Here is a 12,426-nt window from a genome sequence, read left to right as displayed (position 1 = left end):
ACGGCCTGACTGCGTAAACATCTCAAAAGGAATACAACATGATCACTTTGCATACTAATTTTGGCGACATCAAACTGGAGCTGGACTTTGACAAGGCCCCCAATACCGCCGCCAATTTCAAGCAATACGTGGAAGAAGGCTTTTACAATGGCACCATTTTCCACCGTGTGATCGACAACTTTATGATCCAGGGTGGTGGTTTTACTGCGGACATGGAGCAAAAAGACGTTCGTGACGCCATTGAAAACGAAGCCGACAACGGCCTGAAAAACGATAATGGCACCATCGCCATGGCCCGCACCATGGATCCGCACAGCGCTACCGCCCAGTTCTTTATCAATGTGAAAGACAATGATTTCCTCAACCACTCCGGCAAAAACGCTCAGGGCTGGGGCTATTGTGTATTCGGCAAGGTTGTTGAAGGCATGGATGTGGTTAACCAGATCAAAGGTGTAAAGACCGGTTTCCACGGCGGCCATCAGGACGTGCCGGTTGAGACGGTTGTCATCGAGAAGGCAACGCTTGAAGGCTGAATCGAGATAGCGTGAGTCCTCGTTCCCTGTCATCCCGAGGAACGAGGGATCTCACACAGCGCAGCGCCTGCTTAAAGAGATTCTTCGGCATGGCATGCCTCAGAATGACAAAATCCCATACCAGCCATCGATTATGACCACCCTGTTTATCTCCGACCTGCATCTGACCCCCGAACGCCCGGATATCACCCGGGCGTTTCAGCAATTTATGACCGGTAAAGCCCTCGAAGCCGACACCCTCTATATTCTCGGTGATTTTTTCGAGGTCTGGATTGGCGACGACGATGATGCCCCCTACGTCCTGAACATCATTAAATGGCTGCGTGAATACAGCGACAGCGGTCATCAGCTGTTTTTTATGTGCGGCAACCGCGACTTTTTGATCGGTGATAATTTCGCCAAAGCAGCCGGTGCCACCCTGCTCAGTGATCCGACAGTCATTGATCTCTATGGCATACCCACGGTTTTGATGCACGGTGACAGTCTGTGCACCCAGGATCTGGAGTACATGGCCTTTCGCCAGATGTCCCGCGCCCCGGCCTGGCAGACCGAACTGCTGGCAAAACCTCTGGCCGAGCGTCGCGCCATCGCCCAACACTTGCGCCAGCAAAGCAAAAGCATGAGCAGCATGAAAGCCGAAGACATTATGGATGTGACACCAGAAGAAGTGGTCAATACCATGAATCAACTCGGCGCCACCCGGATGATCCATGGCCACACCCACCGCCCGAATGTGCATCCACTGCAACTGGGTGACACGCAAGGTGAGCGCATGGTTCTCGGCGATTGGGGTGAAAAGCTTTGGTGGATAGAAGCCACTGCGGACTCAGCACCGACTCTGCGCCAAGAGCTGATTTGATATGAGCTATGAGTTTTTCCCCATAGGCACAGCTTCTACACCCTATCCGGAAAAATTTTCCATCCCCCGCCAACCGGGGCTGGTCACCAGCGACCAGAGCTATATCGAATTGCAGGGTGACGCCAACCGTGAAGAAATCCTTCGCGGCCTGGAGAACTTCTCCCACATCTGGGTTGTGTTCGTCTTCCATCACGCCATGCGCGACAACTGGAAACCCATGGTGCGGCCACCCCGTCTGGGCGGCAATGAAAAAGTGGGGGTATTTGCCAGCCGCAGCCCATTCCGACCCAATCCAATCGGATTATCCGTACTCAAGCTCAAGGGCATTTCATCCCATCAAGGGCGCTGGCGCATCCACATTGAGGGTGCCGACCTGCTCAATGGCACACCCATTCTGGACATCAAGCCCTACCTGCCCTACGCAGACAGCCTGAGCAATGCCCAGGGTGGTTTCGCAACCGCAGCCCCGGAGCGACTCCCGGTCATTTTTTCGGCCACCGCAGAGCCCCAACTGCAGAAGGCGGCCGGTGACTTTATCCAACTGCGCCAACTGATCATTGATGTACTGGGCCAACAACCCCAGCCGGCTTACCATTCCGACAAACAAAAAAGACAATATGGAATAAGCCTCTATACTCTTAATATCCGATGGCAATACAGTCAGATGGAACAAGGCTTTGATACTGCCGCCCCCGGCGCTTTCGAGCCCTGCATTGAAGTTACAGAGATCACCCAAATCGACTGATGCTGTTATTGATAAAAATTTGCCCACTGCACAAGCACTGCAAACGCATAGCCACTGGATTCTTGGCGCTACTGATGACCACTCTGGTGATGTCGCCGGCGGCAGCATCAGCACGTCAGACCATCCATTTCAGCTGCCTGGCCGCCGAAAATTTCCCCGAATACCAAAGACTGGAAACACTCTATCGAGCCAGCTTTGATGAGCTCGGTTATGACTTTAAGATGACTATTCTGCCGGAGCCTGAGATCGACAAAGGCTTTCGGAGCAACCACTACGATGGCGACTGCGCCCGCCTTAAAGGCTTCTTTGACGAGGAATATCAGGATAATTACCTGCTGCTCAATACGTCCACCATGACCATGAAAGTCAATATTTATGGCACCAAGACCATCCAGAACACCCCACTGGATCAACTGGTCGCTGGCACCCAGCCAAACTTTCATTTCCCAAGGGCTCTGGCCAAGCACTACAACATTAAAACCACCCCGCCGGTGACTTCGATGGAGGCCATTTGGGAACAATGGAACAAAGGCGAGATAAACGCTTATATCGGTATTTCCTACAGCTTTCCAACGAACGCAGCCACAGCAAAGAAGCTGGGCCTTGGCCCCCGCTTCAGTTTAATCAAATACCCCCTGCATCCGGCGCTGAACAAACGCTGGCTGCACTTGCAACCTGCCCTTGAAAGATTGCTGGCCAGCAAACAAATAACCTCGCCAGGCAAAGCGACACCAGCATCGCCTGCAGCTGCGAAAGCCAATCTTCAAAATACCAAGGATTACGACATAACGTTTGGCTGCCCAATCGCAGCCAATACCAAAACCTTTATCGATCTGGAACGCTTCTTCAAACAGATTTTTACCCGTCTGGGACTCAGCTTTCGCATGTTGGAGATGCCCCGCAGCAGGGAATCCCACGCCCTGATAACCGGAAAAATAGATGGCTCATGCGGGAGGATTCATGTCCCACAGAGCACGACGCCACCAGTGCGTCTGAGCACCGTGGTCACCAAAGATCGACTGGAAATCTGGAGTACCCGATTGCAGCCCTTGATCCATCACCTGGATCAGATTCCTGCCAGAGCAAGACTGGCTTACCGCAAGGGCTTGCTGACACAGAAGCAATTGCGCTCGGCTGACCATATACAATTTTCGCCTCAGCCACTGGCAGACCAGAGTCTGTTGGCGCTCAGCAATAACAGAGTCGATTATGTTGCTGATCTGCACGTACAGATCGACAACAACATGGCCCACCTGCGAATCGACAACCCCATTTATTTGACAGGCATTCTCGGCGAAAGCCAGATTGCACCCTATCTAAGCCACCAACATGAAAAATTGGTGACGCCCGTCACTCAAGCCATTGAAGACACCCTCAATGGCCACCAAACCATTTTCGATTACCTCTACAATCAAGCTCAGCCTTAAGACAATTAACTATTCTGAGCAATAGCTGCTTATTAGACGGCGGCCTTACTGATTTCAACGGGCAGCCCGGAGTGAAACCGGAAGAGTGGATCAGGAGTGCTGATGGCCTCCTGCTCCAGCTGTAGGAAAAACCCGACCCGCTCGTCAATACAGTCTTCACTGTAACTCTCAGCCAAGGTCAGATAATCCTGATAATGGCGGGCCTCCGACTTCAACAGAGACAGATAAAACTTCTCCAAATCGGGATCCAGGTGGGGGGCCAGAGTGTAAAACCGCTCGCAGGAACGGGCCTCGATAATGGCACCAACAATCAGGGTATCAATCAGATTCTGGCGCTGTTCCTTACGGATATGCCGGGCCATACTCGACGCGTATCGACTGGCCTTCAGCGCTCGGTATGTAATACCGCGCTTTTTCAGAATCTTTAACACCTGTTCAAAATGCACCAGCTCTTCTCGGGCCAAACGGCTCATTTTGTTGAGCAAATCCAGCTTGGTGGGATTTTTCGACATCAGGGTCATGGCCGATTGGGCCGCTTTCATTTCATTGGCGGCGTGATCGATCAGGATGATTTCCAGATTATTCAATGCCTCTGCAACCCAGGAATCCGGTGTGCGACATTTTAAAAAACCAAGAATCGGGGAAATATCAACCATAACTGTTACGAACCACGCCTACGGGACCAAATAATGAGGCGCCATTATAGTGAATTAGGACCACAAGGCACCCTTTCAAGGTGAAATACATGACCCACATCAAGCCACCTGCATCACTTTACCCCTTATTATGATGCGTTAAAGCCCACCACACTCAACCTTTTGGAGATGCGACCATGGCTGGAGAATTTGCCATCGCCCAACGTCTGATCAATGACGCCCTGGCTGAAGTAGAGAACAACAAATCCATGAGTACCGACGCCATGCAACTGGCCATTTTTAACGAAATCGTGGGTCTGTTGGCTAACACCAATAGCCGCGAACAACTTCAGGACCTGCTGCATTTCCGCCTGGCCGCTCAGGGGCAGGATGAACACGTCATCACTCGTGGCTGCTGAGCCTTCAGGACGACCAACGTCTAACTTTTACTGTCATAAATCCCTGCTAGGATTAGTGCACTTTGGCAGGACTCTTCGGGCAGGCCCGGTTACAGCGCCATTTCATCGATTCTGTAAATGCCTTCGGCCATCACTATTCACCTGACTGATAGTGATTATAAGTCGCTGATTCTCATGGTTTCTTAACTCGCAAGCCCAGTTCTGCTAGAATTCAGGCCCGCTAAATAGCAGCCCAAGGCTGTTTGGCCATCGGTGTGGGCCACCGATAGTCTTGACTGTCAGAGATCCTGACAGATCAAGTATCCAATAACAGAGGACAGAACTGAGAGGTTTGAATGAGCTTATATTCAGAATATATGGATGAAATCGCAACCCGTAAGAAAGAACTGGGTTTGAATCCAAAGCCGATTGACAGCGCCGAGCTGCTGTCAGAGATTATTGACCAGATCAAAGACACTGGTAATGCCAACCGCGAAGACTCTCTGAAGTTCTTTATCTACAACACTCTGCCAGGTACCACTCCTGCTGCCGGCGTAAAAGCCAAATTCCTGAAAGACATCGTACTGGGTAACGAAACCGTTGCCGAAATCTCCGCCGAGTTCGCTCTGGAGCAGCTGTCCCACATGAAAGGCGGCCCATCTGTAGAAGCTCTGCTGGACATCGCTCTGTCTGACGACGCTCAAGCTGCTGCTGCCGGTGAAGTTCTGAAGTCTCAGGTATTCCTGTACGACGCCGACACCGCCCGTCTGGCTGACGCCTTCAAAGCTGGCAACGCCATTGCTAAAGACATTCTGGAAAGCTACGCAAAAGCGGAGTTCTTCACCAAGCTGGACGATATTCCAGAAAAAATTAAGGTCATTACCTACATCGCTGCTGAAGGTGATATCTCTACTGACTTGTTGTCTCCGGGTAACCAGTCTCACTCCCGTGCTGACCGTGAACTGCATGGCCAGTGCATGATCAGCCCTGAAGCTCAGCAAGAAATTAAGAAGATGGGTGAAGACAACCCAGACGCTAAAGTCATGCTGATCGCCGAGAAAGGCACCATGGGCGTTGGCTCGTCCCGTATGTCCGGTGTGAACAACGTTGCACTGTGGGCTGGTGAAAAGACTTCTCCATACATTCCTTTCATCAACAACCGCCCTGTGGTTGCAGGTACCAACGGTATCGCCCCTATCTTCCTGACCACTGTTGGCGTAACCGGCGGTATCGGTCTGGACCTGAAAAACTGGGTTAAGAAAACCGACGCCAACGGCGAAGTTGTTCGCGATGAAAACGGCGATCCAGTACTGGAAGAAGCTTACTCTGTAGCTACCGGTACCGTTCTGACCATCGATACCAAAGCCAAGAAACTGCTCGACAGCGAAGGCAATGTACTGTCCGACGTAGCAGACGCTTTCACCCCACAAAAAGTGGAATTCATGAAGGCTGGCGGTTCTTACGCCGTAACTTTCGGTAAGAAGATTCAAACATTCGCTGCTGAAACTCTGGGCGTTGAAGCACCGGTTGTTTACGCTGCTTCCAAAGAAATCTCCAACGAAGGCCAGGGTCTGACCGCCGTTGAGAAAATCTTCAACCGCAATGCGGTGGGCGTCAAATCCAAAACCCCTCTGCACACCGGTTCTGACGTTCGCGTTAAAGTGAACATCGTCGGTTCTCAGGACACCACTGGCCCTATGACCTGTCAGGAACTGGAAGCCATGGCGGCTTCTACCATTTCTCCTGATGTTGACGGTGCTTTCCAGTCCGGTTGTCACACCGCTTCTGTATGGGACAACAAAGCCAAGGCCAACACGCCTAAGCTGATGGCGTTTATGAACGCATTCGGTGTAATCACTGCACGTGACCCGAAAGGCGTTTACCACTCCATGACCGACGTAATTCACAAGGTACTGAACGACATTACTGTTGACGATCGCGCGATCATCATCGGTGGTGACTCCCACACCCGTATGTCCAAAGGTGTCGCTTTCGGTGCTGACTCCGGTACGGTTGCTATCGCACTGGCCACTGGTGAAGCGGCCATGCCAATCCCTGAGTCTGTGAAGGTAACCTTCAAAGGCAACATGAAGCCACACATGGACTTCCGTGACATCGTTCACGCCACTCAAGCGCAAATGCTGAAGAAGTTTTCTGGCGAAAACGTCTTCCAGGGTCGTGTCATCGAAGTACAAATCGGTACTCTGCTGGCTGACCAGGCCTTCACCTTCACCGACTGGACTGCAGAAATGAAAGCCAAGGCTTCCATCTGTATTTCTACCGATGAAACCCTGATCGCGTCTCTGGAACTGGCCAAGTCCCGTATCCAGATCATGATCGACAAGGGTATGGATAACGCTGCCAACATGCTGCAAGGTCTGATCGAACTGGCGGATAAGCGTATCGCTGGTATTAAATCTGGCGAAGAGCCTGCTCTGGCGCCAGACGACAACGCCAAGTACTACGCCGAGCTGGTTGTGGATCTGGACGCTATCGAAGAACCAATGATCGCTGACCCGGACGTCAACAACGAAGACATCTCCAAGCGTTACACCCACGATGTGATCCGTCCGACTTCTTACTACGATGGCCGTAAAGTAGATCTGGGCTTTGTTGGCTCCTGTATGGTTCACAAAGGCGATATGCAAATCATCGCTGCCATGCTGCGCAATCTGGAGAAGAAAGGTCCTATCACCTTTAACGCGCCTCTGGTTGTTGCACCACCAACTTACAACATCGTTGACGAGCTGAAAGCTGAAGGCGATTGGGACATTCTGGCGAAATACGCCGGCTTCACTTTTGATGATGACAATCCAAAAGAAGCTGCACGTACCCAGTACGAAAACATCCTGTACCTGGAACGCCCTGGCTGTAACCTGTGCATGGGTAACCAGGAGAAAGCGGCTCCTGGTGACACCGTACTGGCTACTTCAACCCGTCTGTTCCAAGGCCGTGTTGTAGAAGACAGCGCTGAGAAGAAAGGTGAGTCCCTGCTGGGCTCTACCCCAATGGTTGTTCTGTCTACCATCCTGGGTCGCTTCCCGACCCTAGAAGAGTACAAAGAAGCCGTTGCCGGTATTAACCTGACTTCTTTCGCTCCGCCGTCTGAAGATCTGGCCGTTGAAGCTCAGCCAATTAAAATTGTTGGCTAAGTTTCAGCTGGGGTAGCGTTGCTACCCCAAATCATAAAAAAGCCCCGCCATCATTCGATGGCGGGGCTTTTTTGTTATTGAGTAAAAACCTTTAAATCAAACCAATATAATTCGCCACTTCAAAGGCATCGGGCTTGCCCTCTTCATTGCCGAAGTAGCAAATATCTTCCTGACGATCACCGTCATAGACACCCAGCACAAAATCGCACTTATGACTTTTAGCCAGTTTGAAAAGAAAACTTAATGGCTCTTTCAGATCAGCTCGCTTGCGCACCTGCATATTAATACCAACGCGTTGATACTCACCCTCTTCATCACGATCAGCCAGCAACTGGGCGCCGGTATCCTTTTCCTCTAACCAGGGAGTTATTTCCGCCTCCAGATCTGCCGCAATATCTTGCAACTCTTCGGCTTCGGCCTGGATATAAACATTAAACATGACTTTCATAGGATTACTTCGGTGTTGATGGCTTCAGTGTTAATGGCTTGGGTGTTGATGACTTTAATGCTGGCGCATTCTAACGGTTACCGGGATCAGTTGCTAAGACAAGTTGTCAGCCACTGCGAAATATCCCTGATCTGAGGCATACACACCTCGTGGTCCATGGGATAGGTTTTGTACTCAGCGGTAATAGATTTCGCCTTTAACAATTCAACAGCGCGCTGACCCAAGACCTCGGGAACCACAGAGTCGTAGAGACCGTGGGATACAAAGACCGGCAGCGGTTGATTGGCGGAGTCTACGGCAACGGTGTCACTGGTGGCAAAGTAGGTGGACAGGGTCATCAAACCGCCCAATGGTTTTGGGTAGCTTAACGCCGCCTGATAGGACACCGCTCCGCCCTGAGAAAAGCCGGCAACGATAATCCGTTCCGCGGCAATACCACGCTCAATTTCCCGATCAATAAGATCGTGAATGGCCTGAGCCGACTGCAATATCTGCTCTTCATCAATCTTGCGATCGATATCCAACGTAAAAATGTCGTACCAGGCGGGCATCACCATGCCGTTGTTAATCGTCACCGGGCGTGATGGCGCGTGGGGAAAAATAAAACGCACGGCCAGATCACCCAGATCCAGTTCGGGAACAATGGGGGCAAAATCATCACCGCTGGCACCGAGACCATGCAGCCAGATAACCGCTGCCGTAGCAGCGGTTTGCGGTTCAACTTCAAGACAAGGCAGGTAATTCATAGACTCTCAATTCTTCGATACCAATTGGCGTGAAGAATAACAGAGATGACCTATACGAGCGCTAAAAAAACGTGCTCTAGAAAATGCGATCCCTAAAAAAAGTAACGACCAGCCAGAAAAGCGTTAAGCGCCATCATCAGAAAATCCACCACAAAGATAAACAGCATGGTACCAGACAACACTTGCCACACCCCTTCTCCCCGGCGATTTGCCAGTGCCGTCGGCACATTAAAGGCAAACTGGGTACCGTGAGCGATGGCATTCACCAACAGCAGTAAAGCCCACTGCTGATTTTTATCAAACAGCTCAAGATTCAGCAGCAGTAATACATTCAATACCGCAAAGGCCAGATTGAAACCACCGAGAAATTTACCCGAGTGAATCAGCACATCGATTACCGGTGTATCACGCTGTTCACGCGGCACCACAAGTTTGGCAAAAATTTGTCCGCGCAGTGCAAACACATTGAACCCCATGATGAACCAAACGGCGTTCAGGATCAGTATCGCTTCAAGCATATGTTTCTCCTTGGTATACCACGGTGACGTTAACCATTAATTAACTTTTGCAATGTGCTGGCTTTCAATGGATGACCGCTAATGGAAAAATTGCCTTCCGGGGCCTCATTAAGCGTCACCCAAATATTGGGTTTCAGTGATTTGCCCAACGTACTGACAACCGCATCGGTAAGAGCGGAAGTCAGCTCAGCCTTCTGATCATCGGTTAATACACCTTCAACGGTTGTGTAGGTTATAAATGGCATAACGAATCTCCTTCATGGGTTGCCAATCAATGTGAACTCTTGCTCAGCCAATCTGATTCCAGAGTTTGGCGAAGCTGCCTGAGAGCCTGCAGCGATGACTGTTGTACCTGAGCTGAAAGCCCGGCGAGAATTTTATGCTGCTCTGGTGAAGCCGGATTGGGGTAATACTCCAGAGTTCGGATGAGCAAGCTGCCATCGATGGTTTCATCCAGTTGGTAGCGAATCGAGCCCCTGACGGTTTTCGAGTCGTATGTCACCTCCCAGACAAGTGGCACCCGGGACTCAACCACCCGATAGGTAAACAGAGTGTCCCGCTGGTTGATGCTGACTACTTCCGTAAACGTCTGACCCGCCGTTAATGACCCTCCCGGTGTTTCCGCCGATTCGAGTGGGGATACCAGTCGTGCCAGCGATCAGGCTGGGTAATGTAGTCATAAACAAAACTGATCGGTGCGGCGATAGGTACGCGATTGATATTTATCTCTGCCATAACCGGTAATCCAATTGACGCCAGAAAAACCAAAGCGACTGTTTGCTTGTACATCATCCTCTCCTGTCCAGACTGCTATTCATTCATGAGTTAGCTGATATGCCCTCAGTATCCGGGGCAGCCTCAAACAGCTCCATGGTTACAAAGACCAAAATATGATACTTTCGGACACAAGTAGCATTTATGGACAATAGGGTTTATTCGGAGAGACGAGCTTGGCAACCATTGATTGGCAAAAACGGCGAGACACATCCGGCGCATCCATGTTGTTGGACGTTGCCGCTGAACTGGGGCTGTCACAAAAGCAATGCCTGACCAGTACGGACATCGATCCGGACTCTCTTGATAGTCCCCTCGCCAGTATTTCCGTTTGGCAAGAACTGGCTCTGATCCGCAATATTCAAACCCTTCAAAACAGTGACGAAGGGCTTGGCCTGATGGTATCCAAACGCTGCACGGCTAACGCCATGGGCATGTTCGGCCAGGCACTGGCCACCAGCGAAACTCTTGCTAAAGCCAGAAAGTTGATGGAGCGTTACGGGATGCTGGGATTGGCTTTCAGCCGATTTGAGTTTAAAAACGATCAACACACTCTGCGCATGACGCTGCATGATTTTGAAATGCCCAAGGATTGCCAGCGCTTTTTAGAAGAACGGGGTCTGGGCGGTTGCCTGATGTTATTTTCCGACCTGCTGGGCCAAACATTGACCGCCAAGTCGGTATCCATGCGCTTGCACGCCCCCTCCAAACCCGAGACCTACCATGATTTTTTTGGCACTCAGGTAGAGTTTGCCGCCGACAAAACAGAAATTGTGTTCGAGCGTACCATTGAGCAAAAGCCCTTGCCCGGAGCCAATCGAAAATTGCATTTGGCCAGCATTCGCTATTGCGACGAAGTGGCAGAAGCACAAACCAACGCCCTCACCTACAGCGGACGGGTTCGAGGCACCCTGCAACATCAGGATCTTCTGGCGGATCTGGAAACCGTGGCGCAGCAGTTTGGCATCAGCAGCCGACAGTTACGCCGCTATCTGTCCGAGGAATCGACGAGCTTCCGGGATATCCAGCTTGAATTGAAATTCGATCGCGCCCGAGCCCTGCTGCGATCGGGGCTGTCCGTCAATCAAACCGCACAGGAACTGGGCTACAGCTGTCAGGCCAGCTTTTCCCGGGCATTCAAAAAATACACGGGCCAGCCTCCCAGCCAGTCAGCCAAACAACTGACTGGGTGACTCGCCAAAGTAACGCTTAAACTCACGACTGAATTGGGTCGGGCTCTCATAACCCACCTGTGACGCGGCCTGATTCACCTTGAGACCTCTGTCGAGCAACAGCTCCCGAGCCCGGTTCAAGCGCAATTTCTTTATGTACTGCTTGGGCGATGAGGAGGTCACCAGCTGAAAGTTGCGATGAAACGTGGAAGCACTCATTTTTGCCATCTCGGCCAACTGATCCACCTCAAAATGCTGATGGTAGTGATCGTGCAAGTGGGCCAGTACCTTTTCAAGCCTGGCCAGATGGGTGTTGTAGGACACCAGTGAAAACAGCGGTTTCGCCTGCGGCCCCAACAACAGATGATAAAGCACCTCACGCACCAGTCCCTGTCCCAACAGAGCACTTTCCAGCGGGGAGTTAAGGCATCGGGTCAAACGGGTTACGGCATCGGACAAGTCTGATGTACAGCGGCTGACATAGAGCCCCTTGGCATCGCTGAGTTTGTCCACGGTGTGCTCGTGTCGAAACTCATCGATCTGGCGAACCATCTCCCCCAGCAGCGCGAGATCCAGATCCAGCATCAGTGACAACATCGGCTTGCCGGGCTCCACCACCGTCTCGCATTCGGCGGCCATGGGCAGGGTTAACACCAGATAATTATCCGGGTTGTAGTCATACCCCTGACTATCAATAAAAATGCGTTTGCGTCCCTGCACCACAAAAATAACCCCCTGACGGTAACACAGAGGCGCCCTCTCCAGAGTGGCGGAGGTTTTGTACACACAAACGCCTGGCAACGGGGTTTTGTTCAAGCCCTCGTTAACCGCTAACGCCGCTACATTTTGAACCAATTGGGATGCCATAAACGTCTCTGAATATCACTGACTGACCACGCCGAAGTGTAATAACTCCGAATACAAAAGTCCTGAAAATTATTATCGCAGATAGCTTTAGGCATGATTTAGATAGAATTGTCCGTTTAAACAACCCCTTTGACTGATAATCTGTACACACA

The 12,426-nt window shown here is 51.2% G+C and carries 14 protein-coding genes; 7 read left to right on the top strand and 7 right to left on the bottom strand.

What is annotated here, in order from left to right:
• Positions 1–38 precede the first annotated feature (38 nt).
• The 4 genes from ACPXV9_RS07960 (at position 39) to ACPXV9_RS07945 (ending at position 3,564) form a co-directional block, all read left to right on the top strand.
• Entirely contained in the window at positions 39–533 is a 495-nt protein-coding gene (locus ACPXV9_RS07960; RefSeq protein WP_423895918.1) for a peptidylprolyl isomerase, read from the top strand.
• 133 nt (positions 534–666) lie between these two features.
• A complete protein-coding gene (locus ACPXV9_RS07955) occupies positions 667–1,392 on the top strand; it encodes a UDP-2,3-diacylglucosamine diphosphatase (RefSeq protein ID WP_423896040.1) in 726 nt (241 codons plus the stop codon).
• Between the two features lies 1 nt (position 1,393).
• Positions 1,394–2,137, top strand: coding sequence for a tRNA (N6-threonylcarbamoyladenosine(37)-N6)-methyltransferase TrmO (tsaA, locus tag ACPXV9_RS07950; protein WP_423895917.1), 744 nt, complete (start codon positions 1,394–1,396; stop codon positions 2,135–2,137).
• Positions 2,138–2,211: 74 nt separating this feature from the next.
• Positions 2,212–3,564 (top strand): hypothetical protein, encoded by a 1,353-nt coding sequence (locus ACPXV9_RS07945; RefSeq protein ID WP_423895916.1) that lies wholly within the window; start codon positions 2,212–2,214, stop codon positions 3,562–3,564.
• A gap of 32 nt (positions 3,565–3,596) precedes the next feature.
• On the opposite strand, the gene ACPXV9_RS07940 is transcribed toward ACPXV9_RS07945, so the two are convergent.
• Positions 3,597–4,220, bottom strand: a complete 624-nt coding sequence (locus tag ACPXV9_RS07940; protein WP_423895915.1) for a tRNA-(ms[2]io[6]A)-hydroxylase — start codon at positions 4,218–4,220, stop codon at positions 3,597–3,599.
• Between the two features lie 176 nt (positions 4,221–4,396).
• Between ACPXV9_RS07940 and ACPXV9_RS07935 the strand changes: the two genes are divergently transcribed.
• Entirely contained in the window at positions 4,397–4,618 is a 222-nt protein-coding gene (locus ACPXV9_RS07935) for a hypothetical protein (RefSeq protein ID WP_423895914.1), read from the top strand.
• Between the two features lie 335 nt (positions 4,619–4,953).
• Positions 4,954–7,749: a bifunctional aconitate hydratase 2/2-methylisocitrate dehydratase gene (locus tag ACPXV9_RS07930; protein WP_423895913.1), complete on the top strand. Its 2,796-nt coding sequence runs from the start codon at positions 4,954–4,956 to the stop codon at positions 7,747–7,749.
• Between the two features lie 91 nt (positions 7,750–7,840).
• Here the strand turns inward: ACPXV9_RS07930 and ACPXV9_RS07925 are convergent, their stop codons facing one another.
• The 5 genes from ACPXV9_RS07925 to ACPXV9_RS07905 form a co-directional block, all read right to left on the bottom strand.
• The gene (locus ACPXV9_RS07925; protein ID WP_423895912.1) at positions 7,841–8,197 is read right to left on the bottom strand and encodes a hypothetical protein; all 357 of its coding nucleotides are present in this window, start codon (positions 8,195–8,197) and stop codon (positions 7,841–7,843) included.
• A gap of 86 nt (positions 8,198–8,283) precedes the next feature.
• Positions 8,284–8,943: an alpha/beta hydrolase gene (locus tag ACPXV9_RS07920; protein ID WP_423895911.1), complete on the bottom strand. Its 660-nt coding sequence runs from the start codon at positions 8,941–8,943 to the stop codon at positions 8,284–8,286.
• A gap of 92 nt (positions 8,944–9,035) precedes the next feature.
• Positions 9,036–9,461: a hypothetical protein gene (locus ACPXV9_RS07915; protein WP_423895910.1), complete on the bottom strand. Its 426-nt coding sequence runs from the start codon at positions 9,459–9,461 to the stop codon at positions 9,036–9,038.
• A 29-nt stretch (positions 9,462–9,490) separates the two neighbouring features.
• A complete protein-coding gene (locus ACPXV9_RS07910; RefSeq protein ID WP_423895909.1) occupies positions 9,491–9,706 on the bottom strand; it encodes a tautomerase family protein in 216 nt (71 codons plus the stop codon).
• Between the two features lie 26 nt (positions 9,707–9,732).
• The gene (locus ACPXV9_RS07905; RefSeq protein WP_423895908.1) at positions 9,733–9,981 is read right to left on the bottom strand and encodes a hypothetical protein; all 249 of its coding nucleotides are present in this window, start codon (positions 9,979–9,981) and stop codon (positions 9,733–9,735) included.
• Between the two features lie 430 nt (positions 9,982–10,411).
• Here ACPXV9_RS07905 and ACPXV9_RS07900 point away from each other — a divergent pair, with 430 nt between their 5' ends.
• The gene (locus ACPXV9_RS07900; protein ID WP_423895907.1) at positions 10,412–11,428 is read left to right on the top strand and encodes an AraC family transcriptional regulator ligand-binding domain-containing protein; all 1,017 of its coding nucleotides are present in this window, start codon (positions 10,412–10,414) and stop codon (positions 11,426–11,428) included.
• Here ACPXV9_RS07900 and ACPXV9_RS07895 read toward each other — a convergent pair.
• Positions 11,405–12,274, bottom strand: a complete 870-nt coding sequence (locus tag ACPXV9_RS07895) for an AraC family transcriptional regulator N-terminal domain-containing protein (RefSeq protein WP_423895906.1) — start codon at positions 12,272–12,274, stop codon at positions 11,405–11,407. The two genes, ACPXV9_RS07900 and ACPXV9_RS07895, sit on opposite strands and share 24 nt — an antisense overlap.
• Positions 12,275–12,426: the final 152 nt, after the last annotated feature.

Source organism: Candidatus Pelagadaptatus aseana (genome assembly GCF_040362265.1).
In the GTDB taxonomy this organism is placed as follows: Bacteria; Pseudomonadota; Gammaproteobacteria; order Pseudomonadales; family Cellvibrionaceae; genus Pelagadaptatus; species Pelagadaptatus aseana.
Note: the sequence above shows the minus strand (reverse complement) of the source record. Positions and strands in the feature narration are given on the sequence as shown.

What these genes read in the sequence shown, in the direction of transcription:
- ACPXV9_RS07920 (WP_423895911.1), bottom strand. Translation starts at nt 8,943, where the DNA reads ATGAATTACCTGCCTTGTCTTGAAGTTGAACCGCAAACCGCTGCTACG.
- ACPXV9_RS07960 (WP_423895918.1), top strand. Translation starts at nt 39, where the DNA reads ATGATCACTTTGCATACTAATTTTGGCGACATCAAACTGGAGCTGGAC.
- ACPXV9_RS07910 (WP_423895909.1), bottom strand. Translation starts at nt 9,706, where the DNA reads ATGCCATTTATAACCTACACAACCGTTGAAGGTGTATTAACCGATGAT.
- tsaA (WP_423895917.1), top strand. Translation starts at nt 1,394, where the DNA reads ATGAGCTATGAGTTTTTCCCCATAGGCACAGCTTCTACACCCTATCCG.
- ACPXV9_RS07945 (WP_423895916.1), top strand. Translation starts at nt 2,212, where the DNA reads ATGACCACTCTGGTGATGTCGCCGGCGGCAGCATCAGCACGTCAGACC.
- ACPXV9_RS07895 (WP_423895906.1), bottom strand. Translation starts at nt 12,274, where the DNA reads ATGGCATCCCAATTGGTTCAAAATGTAGCGGCGTTAGCGGTTAACGAG.
- ACPXV9_RS07925 (WP_423895912.1), bottom strand. Translation starts at nt 8,197, where the DNA reads ATGAAAGTCATGTTTAATGTTTATATCCAGGCCGAAGCCGAAGAGTTG.
- ACPXV9_RS07940 (WP_423895915.1), bottom strand. Translation starts at nt 4,220, where the DNA reads ATGGTTGATATTTCCCCGATTCTTGGTTTTTTAAAATGTCGCACACCG.
- ACPXV9_RS07935 (WP_423895914.1), top strand. Translation starts at nt 4,397, where the DNA reads ATGGCTGGAGAATTTGCCATCGCCCAACGTCTGATCAATGACGCCCTG.
- ACPXV9_RS07955 (WP_423896040.1), top strand. Translation starts at nt 667, where the DNA reads ATGACCACCCTGTTTATCTCCGACCTGCATCTGACCCCCGAACGCCCG.
- ACPXV9_RS07930 (WP_423895913.1), top strand. Translation starts at nt 4,954, where the DNA reads ATGAGCTTATATTCAGAATATATGGATGAAATCGCAACCCGTAAGAAA.
- ACPXV9_RS07915 (WP_423895910.1), bottom strand. Translation starts at nt 9,461, where the DNA reads ATGCTTGAAGCGATACTGATCCTGAACGCCGTTTGGTTCATCATGGGG.